At 74.7% G+C, this 24,119-nt stretch carries 21 protein-coding genes; 14 read left to right on the top strand and 7 right to left on the bottom strand.

The features are described 5' to 3' along the window. Window positions 1-85 precede the first annotated feature (85 nt). From ACZ3UD_RS01620 to ACZ3UD_RS01605, 4 genes are all read left to right on the top strand, one after another. Complete coding sequence (locus tag ACZ3UD_RS01620) at window positions 86-937, top strand: hypothetical protein (RefSeq protein ID WP_465581069.1); 852 nt, start codon at window positions 86-88, stop codon at window positions 935-937. A 227-nt stretch (window positions 938-1,164) separates the two neighbouring features. Then, a complete protein-coding gene (locus tag ACZ3UD_RS01615; RefSeq protein WP_465581067.1) occupies window positions 1,165-2,031 on the top strand; it encodes a hypothetical protein in 867 nt (288 codons plus the stop codon). Window positions 2,032-2,213: 182 nt separating this feature from the next. Further along, entirely contained in the window at window positions 2,214-3,194 is a 981-nt protein-coding gene (locus tag ACZ3UD_RS01610; RefSeq protein ID WP_465581065.1) for a (2Fe-2S)-binding protein, read from the top strand. A gap of 214 nt (window positions 3,195-3,408) precedes the next feature. Beyond that, window positions 3,409-4,473 carry a DUF2637 domain-containing protein gene (locus tag ACZ3UD_RS01605; protein WP_465581062.1) on the top strand — a complete coding sequence of 355 codons (1,065 nt, stop codon included), beginning with the start codon at window positions 3,409-3,411 and terminating at the stop codon, window positions 4,471-4,473. A gap of 45 nt (window positions 4,474-4,518) precedes the next feature. Here the strand turns inward: ACZ3UD_RS01605 and ACZ3UD_RS01600 are convergent, their stop codons facing one another. The 3 genes from ACZ3UD_RS01600 to ACZ3UD_RS01590 all read right to left on the bottom strand — a co-directional run bounded on the left by ACZ3UD_RS01600 (window position 4,519) and on the right by ACZ3UD_RS01590 (window position 9,500). Then, window positions 4,519-6,183: an esterase/lipase family protein gene (locus ACZ3UD_RS01600; protein WP_465581060.1), complete on the bottom strand. Its 1,665-nt coding sequence runs from the start codon at window positions 6,181-6,183 to the stop codon at window positions 4,519-4,521. Window positions 6,184-6,378: 195 nt separating this feature from the next. Beyond that, on the bottom strand, window positions 6,379-8,619 hold the full coding sequence (locus ACZ3UD_RS01595; RefSeq protein WP_465581057.1) for a SpoIIE family protein phosphatase: 2,241 nt from the start codon (window positions 8,617-8,619) through the stop codon (window positions 6,379-6,381). 365 nt (window positions 8,620-8,984) lie between these two features. Further along, a complete protein-coding gene (locus tag ACZ3UD_RS01590) occupies window positions 8,985-9,500 on the bottom strand; it encodes an ATP-binding protein (protein WP_465581055.1) in 516 nt (171 codons plus the stop codon). Between the two features lie 567 nt (window positions 9,501-10,067). Between ACZ3UD_RS01590 and ureA the strand changes: the two genes are divergently transcribed. The 4 genes from ureA (at window position 10,068) to ACZ3UD_RS01570 (ending at window position 14,245) form a co-directional block, all read left to right on the top strand. Further along, window positions 10,068-10,778, top strand: coding sequence for an urease subunit gamma (gene ureA, locus ACZ3UD_RS01585; protein ID WP_465581053.1), 711 nt, complete (start codon window positions 10,068-10,070; stop codon window positions 10,776-10,778). Continuing rightward, a complete protein-coding gene (locus ACZ3UD_RS01580; protein WP_465581051.1) occupies window positions 10,775-12,496 on the top strand; it encodes an urease subunit alpha in 1,722 nt (573 codons plus the stop codon). The genes ureA and ACZ3UD_RS01580 overlap by 4 nt, the downstream gene beginning before the upstream one ends. A 20-nt stretch (window positions 12,497-12,516) precedes the next feature. Continuing rightward, complete coding sequence (locus ACZ3UD_RS01575) at window positions 12,517-13,566, top strand: agmatine deiminase family protein (RefSeq protein WP_465581049.1); 1,050 nt, start codon at window positions 12,517-12,519, stop codon at window positions 13,564-13,566. Window positions 13,567-13,645: 79 nt separating this feature from the next. Continuing rightward, a complete protein-coding gene (locus tag ACZ3UD_RS01570; protein ID WP_465581047.1) occupies window positions 13,646-14,245 on the top strand; it encodes a TetR/AcrR family transcriptional regulator in 600 nt (199 codons plus the stop codon). 66 nt (window positions 14,246-14,311) lie between these two features. Here ACZ3UD_RS01570 and ACZ3UD_RS01565 read toward each other — a convergent pair whose 3' ends face one another. Then, entirely contained in the window at window positions 14,312-16,066 is a 1,755-nt protein-coding gene (locus tag ACZ3UD_RS01565; protein WP_465581044.1) for a PP2C family serine/threonine-protein phosphatase, read from the bottom strand. 359 nt (window positions 16,067-16,425) lie between these two features. On the opposite strand from ACZ3UD_RS01565, the gene ACZ3UD_RS01560 reads away from it, so the two are divergent. The 4 genes from ACZ3UD_RS01560 (at window position 16,426) to pth (ending at window position 19,187) form a co-directional block, all read left to right on the top strand. Further along, on the top strand, window positions 16,426-16,935 hold the full coding sequence (locus ACZ3UD_RS01560; RefSeq protein ID WP_465581042.1) for a hypothetical protein: 510 nt from the start codon (window positions 16,426-16,428) through the stop codon (window positions 16,933-16,935). A 104-nt stretch (window positions 16,936-17,039) separates the two neighbouring features. Next, the gene (locus tag ACZ3UD_RS01555) at window positions 17,040-17,702 is read left to right on the top strand and encodes a DUF3105 domain-containing protein (protein ID WP_465581040.1); all 663 of its coding nucleotides are present in this window, start codon (window positions 17,040-17,042) and stop codon (window positions 17,700-17,702) included. Between the two features lie 110 nt (window positions 17,703-17,812). Then, entirely contained in the window at window positions 17,813-18,445 is a 633-nt protein-coding gene (locus tag ACZ3UD_RS01550) for a DUF305 domain-containing protein (protein ID WP_402940568.1), read from the top strand. A 157-nt stretch (window positions 18,446-18,602) separates the two neighbouring features. Beyond that, on the top strand, window positions 18,603-19,187 hold the full coding sequence (gene pth / locus ACZ3UD_RS01545) for an aminoacyl-tRNA hydrolase (protein ID WP_465581038.1): 585 nt from the start codon (window positions 18,603-18,605) through the stop codon (window positions 19,185-19,187). On the opposite strand, the gene ACZ3UD_RS01540 is transcribed toward pth, so the two are convergent. After that, the gene (locus tag ACZ3UD_RS01540) at window positions 19,174-20,625 is read right to left on the bottom strand and encodes an MFS transporter (RefSeq protein ID WP_465581036.1); all 1,452 of its coding nucleotides are present in this window, start codon (window positions 20,623-20,625) and stop codon (window positions 19,174-19,176) included. The two genes, pth and ACZ3UD_RS01540, sit on opposite strands and share 14 nt — an antisense overlap. 144 nt (window positions 20,626-20,769) lie before the next feature. On the opposite strand from ACZ3UD_RS01540, the gene ACZ3UD_RS01535 reads away from it, so the two are divergent. Further along, window positions 20,770-21,276, top strand: a complete 507-nt coding sequence (locus ACZ3UD_RS01535; protein ID WP_465581034.1) for a MarR family winged helix-turn-helix transcriptional regulator — start codon at window positions 20,770-20,772, stop codon at window positions 21,274-21,276. Between the two features lie 124 nt (window positions 21,277-21,400). After that, window positions 21,401-21,910, top strand: coding sequence for a GNAT family N-acetyltransferase (locus ACZ3UD_RS01530; protein WP_465581032.1), 510 nt, complete (start codon window positions 21,401-21,403; stop codon window positions 21,908-21,910). Between the two features lie 76 nt (window positions 21,911-21,986). On the opposite strand, the gene ACZ3UD_RS01525 is transcribed toward ACZ3UD_RS01530, so the two are convergent. Then, window positions 21,987-22,496: a methylated-DNA--[protein]-cysteine S-methyltransferase gene (locus tag ACZ3UD_RS01525; RefSeq protein WP_465581029.1), complete on the bottom strand. Its 510-nt coding sequence runs from the start codon at window positions 22,494-22,496 to the stop codon at window positions 21,987-21,989. After that, window positions 22,493-24,067 (bottom strand): DNA-3-methyladenine glycosylase 2 family protein, encoded by a 1,575-nt coding sequence (locus ACZ3UD_RS01520; protein ID WP_465581027.1) that lies wholly within the window; start codon window positions 24,065-24,067, stop codon window positions 22,493-22,495. The genes ACZ3UD_RS01525 and ACZ3UD_RS01520 overlap by 4 nt, the downstream gene beginning before the upstream one ends. Window positions 24,068-24,119: the final 52 nt, after the last annotated feature.

Genomic DNA, 24,119 nt, shown 5'->3' with positions numbered 1-24,119 from the left:
TGCCCCATTCCGCGCCCAGAACCGGGCGTTTCGGGGAGCATGGGAGCCGTCCCACCCACCCGACACCGACGGACGGAGCCCCGCGATGGCCGGACTGCCCGACGACTTCACCGGACACGACCCCGCGCGGCCAGGGCCGGGGACAGGCGGTGGCGCCCGGGCGATCCGCTGCCCCGCCTGCCGCCGCGAGCACCTGTACGAGCCGCCGTCGCTGCCGTGTCCGTGCGGCGCCTCGCTGAAGGTGCCGCTACTGCGCGGCGGGGTGCCGGTGCAGGTGCGGTTCCGCTCCTGGGAGGACTCCTGGCTGAGCATGCGCTGCCCGCACTGCGGCCGCTCCGACCAGTGGCCGCAGCCCGAGTTCACCTGCAACTGCGGCGCCACCGTCCGGCTTCCGGTGGACCGCGCCACCCGGCTGGGCAGCGGGACGGCCGGGCCGCTCGCCACCCCCGGCCCGCAGGCCTCCCGCCCGTACCCGGCCCACCCGATGAGCGCCCCGGTGCCCGCACCGCCCGGCGGCTCCGCCGGGCGCTCGCGCCCGTTCCGCCACCGCACGCCGTTCCGCCCGCATCCGGTGCGCACCTCGCAGGACGCGGTGTTCACCGCCGCCCGCTACCTGGAGTGGCTGGGCTTCGACGACCTGGAGCTGACCGAGGCCCAGGAGCGCGACGGGGTCACCCTGCTGGGCAGCCGGATGGTCGCCCAGGTGGACACCTGGACCGAGCCGGCCGACGTGAAGTCGGTCGAGTGCCTGTGGCTGCAGACCCTGCACGCCGAGGAGATGGCCGCCGCCATGTTCACCCTGGCCGGCTACTCGCACCAGGCCACCGTGCGCGGCGAACAGCTGCTGGTCGCCCTGTTCAGCCTGGACCTGGCCGGCGTTCCGCAACCCGCCAACGGCGCCGCCGAGGCCCTGATGGAGACCGGCTGGACCTCCTGACCGCCCGCCGGCCACCCACCGGCCGAGCACCGACCACCCGCCGACCGAGCACCGACCGACCCCGCACCCCACTAGATCATTTCCCCGCCGAAAGCAACAACCTGCGCTCGTGATCTGGTGCACAAGCTCACCCCCGTGTTGAATTGCCGCCACAGCGTGGGCCTTTCGCCCTGCCGTCACCATGCGAACGGACCGTGGCGGCCGGGCCTCAGGGCAGGTCCGCGCCCATGCCGGATGGCGCACACAAGGAGGTGGCGTTGTCGGAGCACGGATGGGGCCCGGGCGATCCGCACGGGCGGGGGCGGGCGGCGGCGGAGGAACCGGGCGACACCGTGTGGCGGCTGCGCTCCCGGGGGTGCTGGCAGGAAGCCGCCGAACTGCTGCGCCCGGCCGCCGAACACGACCCCACGGCCGCCCTCGCACGGGCCGAACTCCTCATCGAGCAGTGCCTGTTCACCGCCGCGCACTGGCCCCAGGCGGAACAGGCCCTACGACTGGCCGAGGCCCTGACGGAGGGCGCCGAGCAACGCGCGGCCGCCGCCTGCGCCCGCGGCTTCCTGGCGTACCTGGCGAGCGTGCTCGGACCGCGCGACCGGCTCGACGAGGCGCAGGCCGCACTCGGCCGCACCTCGGCCCTGCTGCCGCCGGACGCACCGGGCCGACCGCTACTGGACTTCCGGCGCGGACTGGTCGCCGAGAACCTGCTGGGCGACCGCAGCGCCGCCTGGATCGCCTACCGCCGGGCGCACGAGGGCGCGGGCGAGCGCGGCGACGAACTGCTGCGCTCCTACACCTGGCGGCACCTGGCCGCACTGGCGCTCTCGCGCGGGGAGCGCGGCAACGCCCGGGAGGGGTTCGACGCCTCGCTGCGGCTGCGCGAGCAACTCGGCTTCACCGTGGGGGTCGCTCCGGCGCTCGCGGCGCTCGCCGAGGTGTCCGAGCCCGCCGAGGCCGCGCGGCTGCGCGCCGAGGCCGCCCGGCTGGTGCACGCCCTGGGCGGGGTGCCGGTCTGGCTCGCACGGCAGCTGTCCGCCACGCCCCCGACCTCCGCCCGTGCGCCGGGGCCTCCCCCCGGACGGACGCATCGCCCGTGAGACCCGGGGAACAATCAGCTAAGGTGAGCCTAACCTGTCCGGGGTGAGCAGTGCCCCGGACAGGTCGCCTTGCCGTTCCCCGGGCACCGCCGTGCCCCGGTCCGGCCGGGCCCGGCGCCGTGACGACCGGGCACCGCCGGGCGGTCCGCCGGCGGCCCCGGTCGACCCGATGGGGCCCGCCCATGACCGCGAGCAGCACCCGGCCCGGCCCCGCGCCGCGCGCCCCCCGCACCACCGAGGCGCACGTCCACGACCCCGCGCCGGACTCCCCCGCCCCCTGCGCGCCGTCGTACCACCGACTGACCGTACTCACCCCGGTCGTGAGCGTGCGCTGCGCCCCGCCCCGGCGCGGCGACGGCTGGCTGACCGTCGCCGACCTGGCCGCGGACCCCGGGGCGGTGCGCGAGCTGGTCGCCCACGACGCCCGGCAGGGCCTCGCTCGCTACCGGCGGCCGCTGCGCCCGGACGTGGCGGCCGGCTTCGGACTGCACCGCTTCGTCTGGCCGGTCTCGCTGCTGTTCACCGTGCCGTGGTTCCTGGAGCGACGCGTGCCGCTGCTCGGCCCGGCGGACGTCTCGGTGCGCCGGGGCCCGGGCTCCGTCGAGCTGACGGTCCGCCCGGAGTCCTTCGCCTGTCTGCCGAACGACCCGGCGGCCGGCGCGCCGCAGGCCCGTACGGCACCGGACGAGTCCGCGCTGGCCGCCGAACTGCGCGGCGCGCTGGGCGAGTTCCTCAGGCCGGTGCTGGCCGCCTTCGGGCCGGAGGTGCGGCGCGGGCCCCGGGTGCTGTGGGCGATGGCCACCGACGCGGTGGTGGAGGGGCTCGGGTACGCGGGCGGGCTGCTCGGCGAGCAGGAGCGGGCGCGCGCCGAGCTGACCGCGCTCCTGGCCCCCGGGGAGCCCGCCGCGTGCGCGCCCGGCGCGGGCCGGTGCCCCGCTCCCGCCCCGGCCCCCTTCACCCCGGGCGCCGGTTTCGCGGACCCGGCGCCCGGCCGCTCCGGTGCTTCCGGTGGTCCGGCGGAGGGCGCGGCCGGTGCTTCGGACACCGACCGAGCCCGGGCCAGCTGCTGCCTCGTGTACACCGTGGAGCCCGAGGACATGTGCGGCGGCTGCCCCCGGATCCGGCGGCGCCGAGCCGCGCCGCCGCCCGTCATGCCGGGTTGACGGAAATCCGTCCGATTCCGAATCCGAAAAGCCTGTCATTTCGGGAACAATTCGCATCACACTGATACGACAATGCGATTTCCGCCGGATCAGAAATCCCTCTCCTCAGCGCATTGACGGCGAATCAGCCGTTCCCCCGCCGAGCATCCGCCATGATGGTCCCCGCCATCACGACGCAGGAACGCGACGCAGGAAAGCGAGGCTGGTCCCGGCGATGAAATTGTCCGACATACCGCTCGGCTGGGCCGTCACCGGGGTTGCTGGGCTATTGGTCAGCGCACTCCTGGTGGCCCTGGCCCGGAGCCGGGGATCCGCGCCCGCCGCCGGCGCGGATTCCTGGGAGCGTTCCGAGGAACGGCGCCGCCACAAGGAATCCCTGTACGGCGCGGCCTCGTACACGCTGCTGTTCTGCTGCGCCGGCGTCGCCGCCGCGCTGTCCTTCCACGGCCTGGTCGGCTTCGGCGTGCAGAACCTCGGCCTCTCCGGCGGCTGGGAGTACCTCGTCCCGTTCGGGCTCGACGGCGCCGCGATGTTCTGCTCGGTGCTGGCCGTGCGCGAGGCCAGCCACGGCGACGCCGCACTCGGCTCCCGGCTGCTGGTCTGGCTGTTCGCCGGCGCCTCGGCCTGGTTCAACTGGGTGCACGCCCCCCGCGGCTTCGGCCACGCCGGCGCCCCGCAGTTCTTCTCCGGCATGTCGCTGTCCGCGGCGGTCCTGTTCGACCGGGCGCTCAAGCAGACCCGCCGGGCCGCGCTGCGCGAACAGGGCCTGGTGCCCCGCCCGCTACCGCAGATCCGCATCGTCCGCTGGCTGCGCGCCCCGCGCGAGACCTACGCGGCCTGGTCGCTGATGCTGCTGGAGGGTGTGCGCAGCCTGGACGAGGCGGTGGACGAGGTCCGCGAGGACAAGCGGGAACGCGCCCTGGACAAGGAACGCCGCAAGCTGGCGGGCCGCCGCGAGCGGGCCGAGATCCGGGCGATGAACCGCAGCGGCGGCCACTGGCGCGGACGCGGCGGCGCCGCACGGCAGTTGGAGTCCGGATCGGAGCCCGCCATAGCCGGCGGGCCCGGGGCGGAGCGGCCGGAGGCCGGTGCCGCCGGGCCCCGCGAGGACGGGCCGCGTGAGGTCGGCGCGGCCGAGGGCACCGTCGTCCAGCCGGGCCTGCCGGCCCGTCCGGAGCGGCGCACCATCGACCTCACCACGGACGAGGACACCGTCACCCTGCCCCGGCTGGACTCGCTGGAGCGCAAGCTCAAGGACTTGGAGCAGCAGTTCGGCTGACGGTGACTCGGCTGACGGCGGTTCGGCTGAGCACCTCCACCGGGGTCAGTGCCAGACGCCGGGCGTGAGGACGACCGCCGCGCCGGCACCGAGGAGTCGGCCCGCGCTCGGCGGCAGGGGGACGGCGATCGCGTCCTGGTCGTGGTCGAGCGGGCCGGCACCGACCGGGTCCCGGTCGGCGATCGCGCCGGGCAGCTCGGAGTTCCAGGCCGCCCAGATCCGCAACTCGCCCTTGGGGTCGTCGCTCTCGTGCCCCACGTCGACGATCAGGACGTCGTCCCAGTCCGCCGTCTGGGCGAGGTGGTCGCGCCAGAACAGCACCCCGTGCTCCTCGGCCAGCCGGGAGACCCGCAGGTGCAGCGCGTAACGAGACGGGAGCGAGACCGGCTCGTCGGTGCCGTCGGCGGGCATGGTCAGCGGATCGAGCAGGAAGACGGTGGTGAGCGGGACGGAGTCGCCGTCGGGGCCGGGCTCCAGCGCGACCGGGCAGTAGTGCGCCGCCAACTGCTGGTCCGTCACCACGGGCAGTCCGCGGATCGACAGCTGCAGCTCGCCCTGCCGGAACGACCGGCGGCCGTCGGTCGCGGGCGGGCCGGGCTCCAGGCCCGCGAGGGCGACCGCCACCCGCTTGCGGCCGAACAGGAAGCGGCGCAGGTTCTGGTACCCCTCCTCGGAGTTGACCAGGCCGTAACGGCCCGAGTGCGAACGGTGGACGTAGGCGCGGTGCGCACCGTCGACGCAGGCGTTGCCGATCGCCACCAGGCCGTCGCTCTGCGGGCCGACCACCTTCTGGGCCAGGCCGTAGTCGCCGGCGTCGGTGCCGATCACGCAGAAGACCCGGTCGGTGTCGAAGTCCTCGGGCGGGATCCGCTCGGCCCGCCAGCCGTCCGGGGCCTCGGTGCCGTACTCGACCCCCGGCACCAGGTAGCCGTACATCATCTCCGGCGAGAAGACGTCGGACCCGACCGGGCCGAGGTCCTCGATGAACTCGTCGAGCAGGCCGCCGCCGACGGCGAAGCCGATCCCGCCGTGCGGGGTGCCGTAGGTGAACAACTTGTCGACCAGGTCCTTGCCGGGGACGGTCGGCTGGAAGTCCCCGAGGCTGTCGTGGGACCACTTCTGGAGCATGCTGCGGCAGATCAGGCCGCCCATCGAGTGGGCGATCAGGTCGACCTTGTCCGAGCCGGTCTTCTCCCGGACCAGCTGGACGAGTCCGTACAGGTCGCGGGCCGCCGCCTCGATGTCGAAGTCGGCGGCCCGCTTGCCGAAGGTGTCGGCGGAGGAGTCGTAGAAGCGGTGGATCCAGACGGTCGCCGGGTCCACCGACCCGGCCTCGCAGGACTGCAGGTAGGCCCTCGGGTCACCGGCCGTCAGCGGGTGGTAGCCGTCGTCGGCGAAGAGCCGGAGCAACGGGCCCTCGAACTGGTAGTACTGGGGGTCGCCGTCGCCGCCGACCCGGATGTGGGTCGAGCCGGTGTTGAATCCGTAGAAGGGGTCGTCCACCTGCTTGTCGACGCCGCTGGTACCGCCGGCGAAGCCGCGGACGTAGATCAGCGGGAGGCGGGCGGCGCCGTCGGTGGCGTAGCGGGGCGCGGCCGACTCCTGGTGCGGGGGCGGCAGCGGCAGGGTGGGGGACTCGGCGGCTCGGTCGTCCCTGCGGTGATGGAAGATCGACACCATGGCGTGATCCTCGGGTACGACGGTGGTCATGGCTGCCCGCCTCACGTCGGCGGGCCCTGGCCACTCGCCCTCGTCGGCTGCCGGGACGCGCCGCGACGCGTGACCTGCCTTCAGGTTCGCAGACGCGACCGCCGCGCGCACCCGTTGCGCTGACGCATGGACGATTGCCACCGCGGCGCGACCGGACGGCTCCGGACGGCGACGGCCACGACGACCCGGCGGGATCTACGCCGCGCTCGCCCCGCTGAGTTCGAACCACATCCGCTTGCCGGAGCCGCGCGGCTCCACGCCCCAGGCGTCCGCCAGCGCCTCGACCAGCATCAGGCCGCGCCCGGAGGAGGCCTGCTCCCCCGGCGTGCGGCGGGTGGGCCACAGGTCGGACTCGTCCTCCACCTCGACCCGCAGCCGGGCCCGGCCGCCGTCCGAGGCCGACTCGCGGTAGAGCCGGGCGGTGAACATGGCGTCACGGTCGGTGTGCCGGATGGCGTTGGTGACCAGCTCGGAGGAGAGCAGCTCGGCGGTGTCGATGAACTCGGCGACGCCCCAGCGGCGCAGCGCGTCGCGCAGTTCGGCGCGGACCTCGGCGATCCGCGCCAGGTCGGCCTGGCCGATCCGGCGGCGCAGCTGCTGGGTGGTGAGCCCGCCCGCCGGGCCGTCCCAGCGCAGGAGCAGCAGGGCTATGTCGTCCTCGCGCTCGCTGGAGTCGGCGGCCTGGGAGGCGATCCGGTCGGCCAGGTCCTCCAGCGGGTCGCGGACCGACTCCTCGGGGGCCGACAGCGGACGGGCGAGCGCGCGGGTGAGCCGGCCGATGCCCTCGTCCAGGTCCATGCCGCGCGCCTCGACCAGGCCGTCGGTGCACAGCAGCACGGTCTCGCCCGGGTCCAGGCTGAACCGGGTGACCCGGTACTCCTGGTCCGGGTCGATGCCCAGCGGCAGCCCGCCGGCCACCGGCACGGCGGCGGCGGTGCCGTCCGCGCGGCGCACCACCGGGTCGAGGTGGCCGGCCCGCACCGCGTAGACCACGCCGTAGTCCACGTTGACCTCGGCGTAGGTGCAGGTCGCGAAGTGGTCGGTGTCCAGGTCGGCGAGGAAGCGGGAGGCGCGGGCCATCACCGCGGCGGGCGGGTGGCCCTCGGCGGCGTAGGCGCGCAGCGCGATCCGCAGCTGGCCCATGATGCCCGCGGCGTGCACGTCGTGACCCTGGACGTCGCCGATCACCAGGCCGACGTGCCCGCCGGGCAGCGGCACCACGTCGTACCAGTCGCCGCCGATCTGCAGGCCGGAGCCGGCCGCGAGGTAGCGCACGGCGGTGGTCACGCCGGGGATGGAGGGGACGGTGCGCGGCAGCATCACCCGCTGCAGGCTCGCCGCCAGTTCGTGCTCGGCGTCGTGCAGCCGGGCCCGGGCCAGCGACTGGGCGACCAACCCGCCCAGGGTGGTCAGCAGGGTCCGCTCGTCGGCGTCCAGTTCGCGCTCGTCGTCGAAGCTGACCACGCAGACGCCGATCGCCCGGCCGCTGGCCACCAGCGGCAGGTAGGCCCAGGAGCCGCGGCCGGTGCGGCTGATCTGCTCCCAGACGTCGGCGTGGCGCTCGCGGAACTCCTCGCGGTTGGAGACGAAGACCGGGGCGCGGTGCTTCAGCGCCTCGGCGGCCGGGTGGCCGGGCGGCAGCACGGCGCGGTCCCAGACCGCGAGCGCCTCGGAGCGGTAGCCGGAGGCGCCGAGGATCTGCGCCCGGCCGGCCTCGAAGGAGGCGAGCACCAGGCCGTCCGGCGGCAGTCCGGGCAGCGGCAGCTCGGTGAAGACCCGGGCCACGTCCCGGACGGTGACGGCCTCGGACAGGGCACGGGCGGCCTCCTTGATGAAGCGGGAGCGCTCCTCGCGCAGCAGGGCGAGCCGGTCGGCGCGGTCGCGCTTGTGCAGTTCGACGGTGGCGTCCCAGACGAAGCCGACCATCCGGGAGGCGCGGCCGAAGGCGTCCGCGAGCACCCGGCCGCGGAAGCGCACCGCGCGCATGCTGCCGTTCGGCCCGACGGTGCGGTAGTAGGCGCCGCACTGGCCCAGTTCGGTCACGGCGCGCTCGACCCGGCGGCGCACCACGGGCGCGTCCTCGGGGTGCAGCAGGGACAGGAAGGAGGCGGCGGTGCGGTCGAAGCGGCCGCGCTCGACGTCGTCCAGGCCGATGATCGCGCAGGCGCGCTGGTCGCCCTCCAGGATGTCGCGGCGGATGTCCCAGTCGAAGGAGCCGATGCCGTTGGCGGCCATCGCGGGCTCCAGCCAGTCCGGCATGGAGTCGGCCGTGGCGGGCGGCAGTCCGCCGGACAGTACGGGGGCCAGCCGTCCGGAGGGCGTGCGCAGCGGGTTCCGGCGGGAGGCCTGCGCGGGCGGGCGGGCGGCTGGCAGCGGCTCCACGGCGGACGCGCCGGGAGGAAGCGCCGGCCCCGGCGACTCGGGCTCAGTGGGCATGCTGCTCCTGCCGCTGCCGTGGCGGACCGCGCCGACCGTCCGGACGGGCCGCGTGGCGATGTGATGGGTCGTGCTGGATCGGACGGTGCCGACGGACGGTGGTCAGTCGAGGTTCGGTCTCCCCGCTGCTTTCCCGCACGTGGACACACATTCCCACCATCCTGGCCAATGTTCGGCCGAGCGGCAATGGCAACGGGCCGGAAATCTTGCGTTCCGCCTTCCGTTCAGGGCTTGCTTCGGGAACGGATCAATCGATGACGAACAATCGTGTGGACGGCGGGTACGAGTGGTGGCGCAGTGAGCGGTCCGACGAGCGGTCCGACGATCGGCCGGCGGTCGGTACGGAACGGGACCCACGGCGGGACTCAGGGCATCGCGAGCTCGAACCAGGTGACCTTGCCGTCGCCCCTCAGCTGCACCCCCCAGGAGTCCGCGAGCGCCTCCACCAGCAGCAGGCCGCGCCCCGAGGTCGCGTACTCGGCGTCCGGATCGCGGCGGCGTCCGGGCAGCCGGCTCGCACCGTCCTGCACCTCGACCCGCAGCCGGCTGTCCGAACCGAGCACCGCGTCGAAGACCGCGCCCTTGCCGGTGTGCAGCAGCGCGTTGGTGACCAGCTCGGAGGAGAGCAGCTCGGCGGTGTCGGACAGCTCCGGCACCCCCCAGCGGCTCAGCGCCGTGCGCAGCCGGTGCCGGACCGCGCCGACCGCGACCAGGTCGGCCGGGTCGAGCGTCAGGTGCAGCCGGTGGTGCAACGCACAGCCGGGCGCGGACGCGCCCGACACGGTCGTCCCGGTGCCGGCGGCCGGGCCCTGGGCCTGCCCGGCCCGGTAGGCGTCGCCCGAACCCGTCCGCTGCCGCGGGAATCGCGACTGACCGTCCATCAACACATGCCCCCGCCCTCAAATCCGGGCCCCCGCCTCCGGATCCCCCGCCGGCCGGGTGGCCCCCTCGTTCTGACCACCCATCCTCATGCCCAGTTGACGGCGTTTGCAACAGTGTGCGTCCGATCACGTGGGGTGAAAGGGGCACGGGGAGGTTCACGTGATCCAACTGCCCGCGCCGGACAGGTTTGCGAAGCGCAGAGGCAGTTTTCGAGGCCGCCCCCACCCGATCCCGCGCACACCCGGCGCCCGTACGGACCGCGCGCCCGGACCGCGCGCCCGGACCCGCGCCCCCGCCACCGCCACCGCCGCGCGCCAGGCCCCTCACCGTCGCACGGCCGGTCCCGCACAACCCGGCCTCGCCGCCGCCGGACACCCCGCCCTCACCCCCGCCGCCCGCCCGACAGGCCGGACCCGGTCGGAACGGGAACGCTGGACAGGGCGGCCCGGTCCGGGTTCAATGGCCCCGAGATGTTTGAACGACGTTCTAACGATGGTCCGAACATCACCCCATAAGCCCCCCGGCCCCGAGCCGGCCCCCTCCCGGCGACGAGCGAGCGAGGAACCGTGCGACTGACCCCCACCGAGCGGGACCGGCTGCTGATCTTCACAGCAGCCGAGCTGGCCCGCGCCCGCCGCGCCCGGGGCGTACGCCTCAACATCCCCGAGGCGACCGCCCTGATCGCGGACACCGTCTGCGAGGCCGCCCGCGACGGCCTCCGCCTGGCCGAGGCCATCGAGGCCGGCCGCTCCGTCCTGACCGCCGATGACGTGCTGCCCGGCGTGCCGGACGTGGTCACCGTCGTCCAGGTCGAGGCCGTGTTCGAGGACGGCACCCGCCTCGCCGTCGTCAACGACCCCTTCAAGGGCGCCGGCTCACTCGGCGACGAGGCCCCCGGCGGCGCGCTGATCGGCGACGGCGCCGGCTACGACCCGGTCGAGGAGACGCTGCTGATCCCCGTCCACAACACCGCCGGGGTGCCGATCTCGGTCACCTCGCACTTCCACTTCTTCGAGGCCAACCCGCGCCTGGCCTTCGACCGCGCCGCCGCCTACGGCACCCACCTGGCCGTTCCGGCCGGCTCCTCGGTGCGCTTCGACCCGGGCGCCACCGTCGAGGTCGGCCTGGTGCCGATCGGCGGCGAGCGGGTCGCGATCGGCTTCGCGGGGCTCGTGGACGGGCCCCTGGACGCGCCCGGCGCGAAGGAGAGCGCCCTCGCGAAGGCCCGCGCGACCGGCTACCTGACCAGCTTCGACGACGCGGAGGTGCCCTCATGACGGCTATCAGCCCCCACGACTACATCTCCGTCCACGGCCCGCGCGCCGGGGACCGGATCCGGCTCGGCGACAGCGGCCTGATCGTCCGGGTCGAGTCCGACTCCCAGGCGCCCGGCGACGAGTTCCTGGCCGGCTTCGGCAAGACCGCCCGCGACGGCCTGCACCTCAAGCCCGCCGCCGTCCGCGACACCTGCGACGTCGTGATCAGCAACGTGCTGGTGATCGACGCGGTCCAGGGCATCCGCAAGACGTCCATCGGTCTGATCGGCGGCCGGATCGCCTCGATCGGCCGGGCCGGCAACCCGGACACCCTCGACGGCGTGGACGTGGTCGTCGGCACCGGCACCACGATCGTCTCCGGCGAGGGCATGATCGCCACCGCCGGCGCCATCGACACCCACGTCCACCTGCTCTCGCCGCGGATCATGGAGGCCTCGCTCGCCTCCGGCGTCACCACGATCATCGGCCAGGAGTTCGGCCCGGTCTGGGGCGTGGGCGTCAACTCGCCCTGGGCGCTGCGTCACGCGTTCAACGCCTTCGACGCCTGGCCCGTCAACATCGGCTTCCTGGGCCGCGGTTCGTCCTCCGACGAGGCCCCGCTGATCGAGGCGCTGGCCGAGGGCGGCGCCTCCGGCTTCAAGGTGCACGAGGACATGGGCGCCCACACCCGCGCCCTGGACACCGCGCTGCGGGTCGCCGAGGAGTACGACGTCCAGGTCGCCCTGCACACCGACGGGTTGAACGAGTGCCTGTCGGTGGAGGACACCTTGAGGGTGCTGGAGGGCCGGACCATCCACGCCTTCCACATCGAGGGCTGCGGCGGCGGTCACGTCCCCAACGTGCTGAAGATGGCGGGCGTGCCGAACGTCATCGGCTCCTCCACCAACCCCACCCTGCCCTTCGGCCGGGACGCGCTGGGCGAGCACTTCGGCATGATCGTCTCCGCGCACGACCTCAAGGTCGACCTGCCCGGCGACGCCGCGATGGCCCGCGACCGCATCCGGGCCGGCACCATGGGCGCCGAGGACGTGCTGCACGACCTCGGGGTCATCGGCATCACCTCCTCCGACGCCCAGGGCATGGGCCGGGCCGGCGAGACGGTGCGCCGCACCTTCGCCATGGCCGGCAAGATGAAGGCCGAACTCGGCCCGCTGGACGGCACCGGCTCGTACGGCACCACCGACAGCGGCGACGACAACGAGCGCGTGCTGCGCTACATCGCCAAGCTGACCATCAACCCGGCCATCGCGCACGGCCTGAGCCACGAGGTCGGCTCGATCGAGGTCGGCAAGCTCGCCGACATCGTGCTCTGGCGCCCGGACCACTTCGGTGCCAAGCCGCAGCTCGTCCTCAAGTCCGGGTTCCCCGCGTACGGTGTGGTCGGCGACCCCAACGCCTCCACCGACCGCTGCGAACCGCTCGTCCTGGGGCCGCAGTTCGGCGCCCACGGCGCCACCGCCGCCGACATCTCGGTGGCCTTCGTCGCCCAGGCCGCCGCCGACGGCGCCTACCTCGACCGCCCCGCCGACGGGCTGCCCACCCGCCGCCGGCGCGTCGGCGTGCGGGGCACCCGCGGCATCGGGCCGCGCGACATGGTGCGCAACGCCCGCCTCGGCCAGGTCGAGGTCACCGAGACCGGACTGGTTTCACTGGACGGCTCGCCGCTGCGCTCCGAGCCCGCCGACAGCGTCTCCCTCAGCCGCCTCTACTTCCTCTGATCCTCCCCCTCAAGGACCCGATGATGACCACCCCCACGCCCGCCTCCCTCGGCTTCCGGATGCCCGCCGAGTGGCACCCCCACGACCGCACCTGGATGGCCTTCCCGACCACCAACCCCACCTTCGACGGCCCCGAGCAGTTGCACGCGGCCCGCGAGGCCTGGGCCGCCGTCGCCGACACCATCGTCCGCTACGAGCCGGTGACGCTGATCGTCAACACCGGTGAGACGGCAGACGCCCGCCGGTACGTCTCCGAGCAGGTCGAGATCGTCGAGCGCCCGCTCAACGACGCCTGGATGCGCGACATCGGCCCGTCCTTCCTGATCGACGGCAAGGGCTCGGTCGCCGCCGCCGACTGGATCTTCAACGGCTGGGGCGCGCAGTCCTGGGCCCGCTGGGACAAGGACCAGCACATCGCCGAGCACATCGGCGAGCTGACCGGCGTCCAGCGCTTCGCCTCCCGGCTGATCAACGAGGGCGGCGGCATCCACGTCGACGGCGAGGGCACGGTGCTGGTCACCGAGACCGTCCAGCTCGGCGAGGGCCGCAACGCCGACTGGACCAAGGAGGAGGTCGAGGCCGAGCTGCACGCCTTCCTCGGCACCACCAAGGCGATCTGGCTGCCCCGCGGACTCACCCGCGACTACGACGAGTTCGGCACCCGCGGCCACATCGACATCGTCGCCTCCTTCGTGCGCCCCGGCGTCGTGGTCGCCCACGTCCAGCCCGACCCGTCCCACCCGGACCACGAGGTCTGCCAGGAGCTGGTCGCCGTCCTGCGCGCCGCCACGGACGCCCAGGGCCGCCCGCTGGAGGTCATCGAACTTCCCGCCCCCACCGTCCTGTTGGACGAGGACGGCGAGCCGGTCGACTACTCCTACATCAACCACTACGTGGCCAACGGCGCCGTCGTGCTGTGCGCCTTCGCCGACCCGCGCGACCAGGAGGCCGCCGACATCCTCGCCAAGGCCTACCCGGGCCGCACCGTCGAACTCGTCGACGCCCGGGAGATCTTCGCCAACGGCGGCGGCATCCACTGCATCACCCAGCAGCAGCCGAAGGCGCTCTGACGTCCGCCCCGGGCGGGAGCCGCGCGCTCCCGCCCGGGTAGCCTTCTGAGCTCCGCACCACCGAGGGAGAGCACTGCACATGGCGGACGCCCGCCCGCGCCGGTCGGCGCGCCCCCGCGAGGAGGTCTTCGCCACCGCCCGGGCCGCGATCGCCGAACACGGGCTCGCCAAGCTCACCATGGCCGGGCTCGGCAAGCAGCTCCAGATGAGCGCCGGACACCTGCTCTACTACTTCGGCAGCAAGGACCAGCTGCTGCTGGAGACCCTCCGCTGGAGCGAGGACCAGCTCGGCGCCCGCCGCCGCGAGGCCCTCGCCGACCACGCCCTCGACCCCTGGCAGCGCCTCGACGCCTACCTGCGCCTCTACCTGCCCGAGGGGCCCGGCGATCCGCGCTGGATCCTCTGGGTCGAGGTGTGGGGCCGTTCCCCCGCCAGCGCCGAGATTCGCCAGGGCCAGCAGGAGATCGAATCCCCCTGGCAGGCCGACCTGGTCGCCCTCATCGAGGAGGGCACCGCCGCCGGCCACTTCACCCCCGGCCCCGCGGCCGAGCGCGCCCTCCAACTGCGCTCCCTGCTCGACGGCCTCGCCGTCCCCATCGCCATCGGCCTGCCCGACGCCGACCGGCCCGCCGCCCTCGACCAGGCCACCGCGGTCGCGACCATCCTGCTGCGGGCCTGAGGCACCGACTGCGGCCCACCCGCACGAGAAGTCGGACCGGCCGACTTCTGGCGCACAGGCACCGGCTCACTCGGTCCAGACCGCGGCCGCCGTACGGTCGTCGGCGTAGCCCTTGGCGCGGACCTGGACCTGGCGCAGGAAGTCGACCGTGCCCGGCGGGTGGGGGTGCGCCCAGTGGGCGGACAGGAAGTGGGCCACGGCGGGCTCGTCCGCGATCGGGGCGGCCAGGCCCTGGGTGCAGAGCAGCAGGACGTCGCCGGGGGTGGCCGGAACCAGCCGGAAGCGGAACGGGCGCGGATCCGGCACCGGGGCGTCCGGCACCGGCGGCTGACCGTCCGGGTGGTGGAGCAGCCGGGCCGCGTAGGCGTCGATCCAGTGGCCCGAGCGCAACAGGTACAGCCCGCCCGGGCCGACGCCGAAGGCCGCGCGGTAGCCCGCCGCCGGGTCCAGCGACAGCATCAGGCAGTGCAGCGAGGCCGGGGACGGCGCGTCGTCCCCCTCGGCCCGGGGCGCCAGCGCGCGCAGCGGGGCGGCGGCGCTGGTGGCCAGGCGCTGCAGGCCGTAACGCAGCCGGTCCCGGGCGCCGTCGCGCAGATCGGCGGCCAGGCCCGCCCGGCTGCGCCCGATCGCGGCCGCGAGCTGACGACAGGCCTCGCCGGTGGCGGCGGCGACGGCCCCCGCGGTGAGCGCCCCCTCCTCGGCGCCGCCCATACGGTCGAAGCCCGCGAGGACGGCGAGCAGCAGCCCGTCGGGGCCGTCGCCGAACCTGGCCACCAGCAGGCTGTCGCGGCGCGGCTCGCCCCGGTAGCGGGCCGAATCGCCCCGGACGGAGACGGCGCGCAGCACGGTGTTCCCGTACTGGGCGCCGTCCAGCGCGGTGTCCGGGACGACCGCGCCGAGCGAGCCGGGGTCCGCCTCCGGTACGACGGTGGGCTCGGGCCCGTAGGTCGGGGGGCGCTCGCCGACGTGCGGGACGGCGGGGTCGGTTTCGGCACGCTGGGTGCGAATGGCCAGGCGGGGGTCGGGGACGGCGGGTGCGGGTTCGGGGTCGGGCTGGGGGGCGTGGTCGGGCTCGGGTTCGGGGGTGGGGGGCTTGGTGGCGGCCGGGGGCTTGGTGGCGGCCGGGGGTTCGGGGGTGGGGGCGGGCTCGGGCTCCGGTTCGCGAACGGGCTCCGGCTCGGGGGCGGGTTCCTCGGCGGCCGGGGCTCCGGGAGCGGGCTCGGGCTTCGGCTCGGCGGCGGGGGCCGGGGCGGCCTTCTCCAGGGAGACCGGGGTGGGCGGCTCCTCGGGTTCGGGCTCGGCCAGCGGTTCGGGCTCGGCCTGGTCGGCATCGGCCGCTGGCACGGGCGCGGCCTCGGACGCAGGCACGGCCTCAGCCTCGGGCGCGCGCTCCGCCCGGGGCGCGTCGGAGGCGAAGGACGGGGCGGGAAACTGGTGGGTCTCGGTCGAGGTGCGCTGGCGCCCCAGCCCGTCGGTTCCCCCGGTCCCCCCGGTCCCCCCGATCACGCCGATCGCGGTGTCGAACCAGTCGTCGATGCTGTCCCGCGCCACCGCAGGCTCGGGCTCCGACGCGGGCGCGGGCTCCGCGACGGCCTCCGGCACGGCTTCCCGTACCGGTACCGGCTCCCGCTCCGGCTCCGGCTCCGCCGTGCGCTGCTGCCCGATCAGCCCGACCGCCGTGTCGAACCAGTCGTCCACGGTGCCGTCGCCAGGGTCGGCGTGCGGGGTGTCGGGGAGGGTGCCCGCCGGGCCGTCGTAGACCGTGTCCCACCAGCCGTCGCCCGGCCGGGGCGGCTGTGCGGGTGCACCCTGCTTGCTCATCTGGCGGCTCCTGGTCGGTCCGTGGTCGCGCCGCCCCCGGCGGGGCCGGACTGGCGTCATTGTCTCCGAGTGCAACGACGCTGTCCGGGTTTCGGCGACAACCGGTCACCGACCGGATCATCCCGGCCACCGCGCTCACCAGCCGGTTCGCCGAGGCGCGGCCGGGTGGCGACGGGGCGGCGGCGCGGCGGTGGCCGGGCGGTCGCGGAGCCGTCAGCACGCCGTCCGCTTCCGTTCCGTCCGTGCTTGCCGGATGTGCCCCGAGCAGGGCGTTTCCTGGACATTGCGGGGCATGGGCCGCCGAAAATGGGGGCCGCGGAGGGGCATCGCTTCACCCGTTCGGCTGATTAAATGTGCGCATGACCGCGTCGGCCCCCAGCTCGCCCCGACCGGGGAGGGCCGCACCGGCGGGCCGCCCGGCGGGTGCGCTGTTGGTCCTGCTGCTGGTCGCCCTGCTGACGGCGTTGCCCTGCGCGGGCCAGTCGAGCGCGTTGGACGCTCCCGTCCATCCGGCGCCGGCCCCGGTCAGCGCCGTGTCGGTGGTCAGCGCCGCCGAGGCCACCACGGCCACGCCCCACGCCGGCCACGCCGCCAGGGCGTCCCAGCGCCACCAGCGGCTCGCCGTGGAGCAGGACCACTGGATCCTGTGCACCGCCGACGGCCAGCCGCCGCACGACAACGGCTGCTCCAGCCACCCGTTCTGCCCGCAGGACGCGCAACTGCCGAACCCGCCGCCGCAACCGCAGCCCGCCGTCTCACCGCTCACCGCGCCGACGCCCGAGGCGCTGCCCCGCGTGGTGCCCGCGGGACTGCTGGACGGCCCGCACCCGGCGCCCGATCTGCACGAACTCCAGGTCCACCGGTCCTGAGCGGAACCCACCGCCGACGCTGCCCGCCGGCGGGTCCGCCCCACTCCACCACAGCCGACCGCCGTCGCCACCAGCCGTGCGCGGCGGGGACAAGGACAACCATCATGGGTTCCGCCTCGAAGCAGTCCAGCAAGCCCGGCGGCAAGAACGTCGCCGACCGCCGTACGCGCATCGCCGAGCTGCGCGCCGCCGAGCAGCGCCGCGACCGCCGTAACAAGGTCATTGCCTCGGTCGCGGCCGGTGTGCTGGTGATCGGCGCGATCGCCACCGGCACCTGGATCGTCATGGACCAGAACCAGAAGAAGAAGGACAGGGAGGCCGCCGCCAACGCGGACATCCCGGGCGTGAAGACCTTCGGCGACCTGAGCCGCAACCACGTCAAGGACAAGGTCAACTACCCGATGACCCCGCCGGTCGGCGGCGACCACAACGCGGTCTGGCTGGACTGCATGGGCCACGTCTACGACCAGCCGGTCGAGAACGAGCGCGCCGTCCACTCGCTGGAGCACGGCGCGGTCTGGGTGACGTACAACGGCAAGGCCACCCCGGAGGACATCAAGACCCTCTCCGACAAGGTCAAGAACACCCCGTACTCGCTGATGAGCCCCTACCCGGACGAGCAGGGCACCATCACCCTGAACGCCTGGAGCACCCAGCTGGTCGTGGACAGCGCCAGCGACCCGCGGGTGAACCAGTTCTTCACCAAGTACGTCCAGGGCAAGCAGACCCAGGAGCCGGGCGCCTCCTGCACCATGGGGCAGATGTGACCGCCGACGCGACCCGCCCCGAGGAGGCCTCGGCGGCGGACGTTCCGGAACCGGACGCGCCGGAAGCGGACGCGACCGGGGAGCCCGCGGCCCGTCCCGGCCGTCGGCGGCTGTGGTGGCCGGCCGCGCTGGCCGCCGCGGTGGCGCTGGCCCTCGGGGTGCCGGCCCTGGTGGCGAGCGGGACGTCGGCCTCCGGCACGGCCTCGGTGGCCGTCCCGGCGGACGACTCGCCCGAGGCCGGGTTCGCCCGCGACATGGCGACCCACCACCAGCAGGCGGTGGACCTGTCGTTCATCGTCCGGGACCGCACCGGCGACGAGCCGACCCGCACCCTGGCCTTCGACATCATCAACACCCAGGCCAACCAGCGCGGGATGATGACGGGCTGGCTCGACCAGTGGGGGCTGTCGCAGCACTCGACCGCCAAGCCGATGGCGTGGATGAAGATGGACCACGACTACGCCGCCCACGACGGTTCGCTGATGCCCGGCATGGCCACCAACGCCCAGATGGCGAAGCTGCGTTCACTCAGCGGGCGGGACGCCGAGGTGTACTACCTGCAGCTGATGATCGAGCACCACAAGGGCGGCGTCGAGATGGCCCAGGGCTATGTGGACCTGGCGAAGAACGACGTCGAGAAGCGTCTCGCCCAGTCGATGGTGGTCGCCCAGACCTCCGAGATGGAGCTGATGACCGACATGCTCAAGGAGCGCGGCGCCGCCCCCGGCGTACCCGCGTCCTGACAACTGCTGTTCCCCGGACGGCCGGGGAACCTGCTGCTCCCCCCGGACGGCCGGGGCGCGGCGGCGGTCCCGTACCGCCCGCACCGCGCCCCGGCCGTCCGCCGTCCCGACCCCTGACGTCTCGACCCCTGGCGTCCCGCCCCCTGGAGAACCCCGCATGACCCCTGACGCGCCCTGGCTGATCGCCGGGCTGGGCAACCCCGGCCCGTGGTTCCGGCTGACCCGGCACAACGCGGGCTTCCTCGCCGTCGACCGACTGGCCGAGCGCCACGGCGCCCGGTTCCGCCGGCGCGGGCTCACCACCGTGGTCGCCCAGATCGAGGTGGACGGCCGCCGGGTGCTGCTGGCCAAGCCGCTGTGGTCCATCAACCTGTCCGGCCGCCCGGTGGCCGCCCTGCTGCGCCGCTACGGGGTGCCGGTCGAGCGCCTGGTGGTCGTCCAGGACGACCTGGACTTCGCGTACGGCTCCGGCAAGTTGAAGCGCGGCGGCGGGCCGGGCGGGCACAACGGGGTGCGCTCGGTGGGAGAGGTGCTCGGCACCCGCGACTTCGTCCGGCTGCGGTTCGGCATCGGGCGCCCGCCGAAGGGGCAGAGCGTCGGCGACTACGTGCTGAAGAAGTTCTCGGACGAGGAACTGGCCGCGATGCCGGGGGTGTTGGACCGCTGCGCGGACGCCCTGGAGACGCTGGTGCGGCTCGGCCTGAACCGGGCCCAGGACGCCCTGAACGTCAGCCCGTCCTGAGGCTCCCACGGGCCGGAGTCGGACCGGTCAGCACGGTGGCCGTCACCGCGACCACCGCGAGGACGACCAGCACCGTCCGCCCACCGGACGCCGCGCCCGCCAGGTGGACGCCGAGGACGGACAGCGCCATGCCGAGCGCGGTGCCGAGGCTGCGCGCCATGTTCACCATGCCGCCGCCGACCGCCGAGCACTCCGCCGGGATCGCCCGCATCACCAGCGCGTTGTTGGCGGGCAGCAGCAGGCCCAGCCCGTACCCGGCGACCAGCAGCGGGGCCGCCACCACCGCACCGGAGACCGGCAGCACGGCGAACAGCAGCAGCCCGGCGCCCGCGAGGCCCGCACCGAAGCGGCACCTGGCCACGTCCGACCAGCTCCGGGGCAGCAGTGCGCCGCCGACCGTCGCGGCGACCGCGAAGGCCGCCGGCAGCATGGTGACCACCAGGCCCGCGGCGGCCGTCGACACCCCCGCACCGGTGAGCAGCACCGGGACCAGCACGAGCGGGCAGAACAGCAGCAGGTAGCCGATCAGCGCGACCACCAGGCCGGACCGCACGCCCGGGGTGTTCACCAGCCCCGGCGCCAGGATCGGCCGGGCGGCCCGCCGCTCCTGGCGCACCAGCGCCAGCGCGAGGACGACCGAGACGAACAGCAGGACGGCGACGGCCCAGCCGGGCAGGGGCAGGCCGGAGGCGGTGGACAGGGCGAGCAGCAGCGTGCTGGTCGCACCGGTGAGCAGCAGCATGCCGGGCAGGTCGAAGCGGGGCGCCCGCGGCTCGCTGTCGCGTGGTCCCGGGACCACCTCCGGAGCGCAGGGCCGGGTGCGCGGCAGCAGGTACCAGCCGGCCACGATGCCGAACACGGCGATCGGCACGTTGACCCAGAACACCCACTGCCAGGAGGCGTGCTCCACCAGCAGCCCGCCGAGGCTGGGGCCGAGCGCCAGCCCGAGGCCCTGGGCGGCGGCCTGGATGCCGAGCGCGCGGCGCATCGCGTGCTCCGGGACCCCGCGCGCGACCAGGGCGACGCTGTTGGCCTGCATCATCGCGGCGCCGACGGCCTGGACGGCCCGGCAGGCGACCAGGATCCACAGACCGCCGGCGAATCCGGCGCCCAGCGAGGACAGGCCGAAGACGGCGAAGCCACCGATGTACATGGTCTTGCGGCCGACCAGGTCGGACAGCCAGCCGATCGGGGCCAGCAGGGCGACCAGGACCAGCAGGTAGGCGAGCGCGACCCATTCGACGGCGGCGAAACCCGCGTCGAAGTGCCGGCCCAGAGCGGGGAAGACCAGGGCGATGACGCTGGCGTCGAGCTGGCCGAGGAAGGCGCCGAGACAGACCGTGCCGACGGCCAGCCAGTGGGCGTGGCGCCAGCCGGCTACGCCGCGGGGCCGCGGCCGCTCGGTGAGCAGGCGCGCGGCAAGGGCGGTGGCGTTCATGGGACGAATATATCGGATGCAGATATGTTCTTTCTACGAGCTGATCGCCCTGCGATACGAAACGTCCCATCCTACGTCCGAGGCCCGTCCAAGGGGCGGACGGCGCGCCGGAAACGCCTCGTACCAGGCGATACGCTGTTCGCCATGCCGTCGTCACCGCATGTTCCCGACCCCGCCACCGAAGCCCCCGACCCGGCGGTCGAGCACGCCCGGCAGCTGACCGACACCGTCACCCGGCTGCGCCGCGCGCTGCGCAGCAGCATCCGCACCGACTACCCGTGGGAATCCCTGCCGATGGCGCAGGTCGAGCTCCTGCAGACGCTCGCCGCCGCGCCACTGCGGGTCGGCGAGCTGGCCGCCCGGCAGCGGCTCGCCCCCAACACCGTCAGCGGGCTGGTCGGCAAACTGCTGGAGGCCGGGTTCGTCGACCGCCAGGCCGACCCCGGCGACCGGCGCACCGCCCGGATCGCGCTCACCCCGGCCGGGCGGCGCCAGCTGGACGACTGGCAGCACGCCCACGAACGCCGGATCGCCACCGCCCTGGGCGCCCTCGCCCCGGCCGACCGCGAGGCGGTCGTCCACGCACTGCCCGCGCTGGAGCAGCTCGCCCGCGCCCTGGCCCAGCCGGGGGGCGGCGGGGAGCAGGGCTGACGGGCAGGGCCCAGGAGCCGGACCGAGGAGGCGGGCCGAGGAGCAGGGCCGAGGAGGCCCCGCGGACCGGCCCCGCTCGGTAAACCGCTGGTCACCGAGGCCCGGCCGCGCTACCGTCCCCGCCATGACCACCGTAGAGGTACAGATCGAGCCCTGGACGGACGCCGACCTCGCCCTGCTGCGCCGGGTCAACACGCCGGAGATGAAGAAGCACGTCGGCGGACCGGAGACCGAGGAGCAGCTGCTCCACCGGCACCGGCGCTACCTGGACTTCGTCCCGTCCGCCCTGGGCTGCATGTACCGGATCGTGCTGCTGCCCGAGGGCGAGGCGGTCGGGACGGTCGGCTACGGCACCCGGACGTGGGAGGGCGAGACCGTGCACGAGATGGGGTGGAACGTGCTGCCCGGCCACCAGGGGCGGGGCATCGCCGTCGCCGCCACCCGGGCCGCCGTCGAGGCCGCCCGGCGCGAGGCCGCGCACCGTCATCTGCACGCGTTCCCGTCGGTGGACAACCCCGCCTCCAACGCGGTCTGCGCGAAGGCCGGGTTCACCCTGCTCGGCCGGACCGACTTCGAGTTCCCGCCCGGGCGGTTCATGCGCAGCAACAACTGGCAGGTGGACCTGCACAGTTGAGCCCGCCTCGGCTCGGAAGCCTGTTCAGCCGACCTCGGGCGGGAAGGCCGTTGAGCCGGCCGCGGATTCACCGGGTTCAGAAGAGGGTGCCGCGCTCCAGTTCCAGCAGCCAGCGCTTGCGGTCCACGCCCGCGGCGAAGCCGGTGAGCGAGCCGTTGGCGCCCATCACCCGGTGACAGGGGCGGACGATCAGCAGCGGGTTCGCGCCCACCGCGCCACCGACCGCCCGCACCATGCGCGGCGCCTGCCCGGCCAGCTCGGCGAGTTGGCCGTAGGTGACGGTCGTGCCGTACGGGATCTCGTCCAGCGCGGCCCAGATCCGGCGGCGGAACTCGGTGCCCTCCGGCGCGAGCGGGAGGTCGAAGGCGGTGCGCCGGCCGGCGAAGTAGGCGGTCAGCTGGGCCACCGGCTCGGCGAGGGCCTCGGGGTCGAGCACCCAGTCGTCGGCGGGCTCGGCCAGCGCGTACTTCTGGCCGGGCGCGGTGACGGTGGCCAGGGCCGCCGCACCGCCGTCCTCGGGCAGCACACCGCTGAGCAGCAGTTGGCCGAAGGGGCTCTCCATGGTGGTGTAGACGGTGGTGCTCATGCCGGGTCGTTCTCCGTTCCGTTGCTGGTGCTGGTGCTCGCGGGGCCGGCCCACAGCCGGTGAACGGCGTAGGAGCGCCACGGGGCCCAGGCCCCGGCCGCGCGGGCGGCGGACTTCGGGTCGCCGGCGGCGCCGAGCCTGGTCAGGCCGTGCTTGACGCCCACATCGCTTGGGAGGAAGACGTCGGGGTCGGCGAGGGCCCGCATCCGCAGGTAGCCGACCGTCCAGGGGCCGATCCCGGGCAGGGCCAGCAGCTGGGCCGCCGCCTCCTCGCGGTCGGCCCCGCTGTCGAGGCGGACCACGCCCTCGGCCAGCGCGGCGCACAGGCCGGTGAGCGCGCAGCGACGGGCCGCGGGCATCGCGAAGTCCGCCGGGTCGGCGGTGGCCAGGGCCGCCGCCGTCGGGAAGAGCAGCCGCAGGCCGCCGCTCGGCTCGGGCAACGCGGCGCCGTACTTCTCGGCGAGCCGGCCCGCCAGGGTGCGGGCGGCACCGACGGTGATCTGCTGGCCGAGGACGGCGCGCACGGCGAGCTCGTGCGGGTCCACATGGCCGGGCGAGCGCAGGCCGGGGCGCTCGCGGACCAGCGGGCCGAGCACCGGGTCGGCGCCGAGCTGCTCGTCGACGGTGTCCGGGTCGGCGTCCAGGTCGAAGAGGATGCGCAGGCGCTGGACGGCGGTCGGCAGGTCGCGCAGGTCGGCGAGCAGCAGGCGGCAGTCGAGCCAGCCGCGGGTGCGCGGCTGGCCCGGCGCGAGGCCGTCGACTTCGGCGATGCCGTGCCCGTACGGGAGCGCGAGGGTGCGCCGGTAGGTGCGCACACCGGGGCGCGCGCCGGGTACGACCTCCTCCACGCCGGGGACGGCACGCAGGGCGAGGAAGTCGATCAGGTGGTCGCTGTCGATCGCGCCGCGGTAGGCGAGGCGCAGGGTGAGGCCGCCGGCCGGGGTCGCGGTGCGGCGGCCGGCCACGACCTCGGCGCGCAGGCCGGTCGGGGTGCGGTCGTAGACCTCGCGGACGGTGTCGTTGAACTGGCGGACGGAGGCGAAGCCGGCCGCGAACGCGATGTCGGTGACGGGCAGCTCGGTGGTCTGCAGCAGGAGGCGGGCGGTCTGGGCGCGGCGGGCGCGGGCCAGGGCGATCGGGCCGGCGCCGAGCTCGGCGGTGAGCTGGCGCTGCAGCTGACGGGCGCTGTAGCCGAGGCGGTCGGCTAGGCCCGCGACGCCCTCGCGGTCCACCACGCCGTCGCCGATCAGGCGCATCGCGCGACCGACCAGGTCGGCGCGGTGGTTCCACTCCGGGGAGCCCGGCACCGAGTCGGGGCGGCAGCGGCGGCAGGCGCGGAAGCCCGCGCCCTGGGCGGCCGCGGCGCTGGGGTAGAAGCGGCAGTTGGCGCGCTTGGGGGTCACGGCGGGGCAGCTCGGTCGGCAGTAGATTCCGGTGGAGGTGACGGCCGTGAAGAAGACCCCGTCGAAACGGGCGTCGCGGCTGTCCACGGCTCGGTACCGGATGTCGTCGTCGATCACGTTGTCCAGTTTGCGGCACCGGATGGGGGGTGACTGGCGGGAATCGGACATCGCCGTTCGGGGCCCTCCCCAGGGCCCCGCCACGGCGCCACCCTCCGCGGAC

Source organism: Kitasatospora sp. NPDC023118 (genome assembly GCF_055560875.1).
This window is presented reverse-complemented; position numbering and strand designations above follow the sequence as displayed.

What these genes read in the sequence shown, in the direction of transcription:
- ACZ3UD_RS01540 (WP_465581036.1), bottom strand. Translation starts at nt 20,625, where the DNA reads ATGAACGCCACCGCCCTTGCCGCGCGCCTGCTCACCGAGCGGCCGCGG.
- ACZ3UD_RS01560 (WP_465581042.1), top strand. Translation starts at nt 16,426, where the DNA reads ATGACCGCGTCGGCCCCCAGCTCGCCCCGACCGGGGAGGGCCGCACCG.
- ACZ3UD_RS01530 (WP_465581032.1), top strand. Translation starts at nt 21,401, where the DNA reads ATGACCACCGTAGAGGTACAGATCGAGCCCTGGACGGACGCCGACCTC.
- ACZ3UD_RS01525 (WP_465581029.1), bottom strand. Translation starts at nt 22,496, where the DNA reads ATGAGCACCACCGTCTACACCACCATGGAGAGCCCCTTCGGCCAACTG.
- ACZ3UD_RS01575 (WP_465581049.1), top strand. Translation starts at nt 12,517, where the DNA reads ATGATGACCACCCCCACGCCCGCCTCCCTCGGCTTCCGGATGCCCGCC.
- ACZ3UD_RS01570 (WP_465581047.1), top strand. Translation starts at nt 13,646, where the DNA reads ATGGCGGACGCCCGCCCGCGCCGGTCGGCGCGCCCCCGCGAGGAGGTC.
- ACZ3UD_RS01565 (WP_465581044.1), bottom strand. Translation starts at nt 16,066, where the DNA reads ATGAGCAAGCAGGGTGCACCCGCACAGCCGCCCCGGCCGGGCGACGGC.
- ACZ3UD_RS01605 (WP_465581062.1), top strand. Translation starts at nt 3,409, where the DNA reads ATGAAATTGTCCGACATACCGCTCGGCTGGGCCGTCACCGGGGTTGCT.
- ACZ3UD_RS01520 (WP_465581027.1), bottom strand. Translation starts at nt 24,067, where the DNA reads ATGTCCGATTCCCGCCAGTCACCCCCCATCCGGTGCCGCAAACTGGAC.
- ACZ3UD_RS01580 (WP_465581051.1), top strand. Translation starts at nt 10,775, where the DNA reads ATGACGGCTATCAGCCCCCACGACTACATCTCCGTCCACGGCCCGCGC.
- ACZ3UD_RS01595 (WP_465581057.1), bottom strand. Translation starts at nt 8,619, where the DNA reads ATGCCCACTGAGCCCGAGTCGCCGGGGCCGGCGCTTCCTCCCGGCGCG.
- ACZ3UD_RS01555 (WP_465581040.1), top strand. Translation starts at nt 17,040, where the DNA reads ATGGGTTCCGCCTCGAAGCAGTCCAGCAAGCCCGGCGGCAAGAACGTC.
- ACZ3UD_RS01535 (WP_465581034.1), top strand. Translation starts at nt 20,770, where the DNA reads ATGCCGTCGTCACCGCATGTTCCCGACCCCGCCACCGAAGCCCCCGAC.
- ACZ3UD_RS01615 (WP_465581067.1), top strand. Translation starts at nt 1,165, where the DNA reads ATGCCGGATGGCGCACACAAGGAGGTGGCGTTGTCGGAGCACGGATGG.
- ACZ3UD_RS01590 (WP_465581055.1), bottom strand. Translation starts at nt 9,500, where the DNA reads ATGGACGGTCAGTCGCGATTCCCGCGGCAGCGGACGGGTTCGGGCGAC.
- ACZ3UD_RS01610 (WP_465581065.1), top strand. Translation starts at nt 2,214, where the DNA reads ATGACCGCGAGCAGCACCCGGCCCGGCCCCGCGCCGCGCGCCCCCCGC.
- ACZ3UD_RS01620 (WP_465581069.1), top strand. Translation starts at nt 86, where the DNA reads ATGGCCGGACTGCCCGACGACTTCACCGGACACGACCCCGCGCGGCCA.
- pth (WP_465581038.1), top strand. Translation starts at nt 18,603, where the DNA reads ATGACCCCTGACGCGCCCTGGCTGATCGCCGGGCTGGGCAACCCCGGC.
- ACZ3UD_RS01600 (WP_465581060.1), bottom strand. Translation starts at nt 6,183, where the DNA reads ATGACCACCGTCGTACCCGAGGATCACGCCATGGTGTCGATCTTCCAT.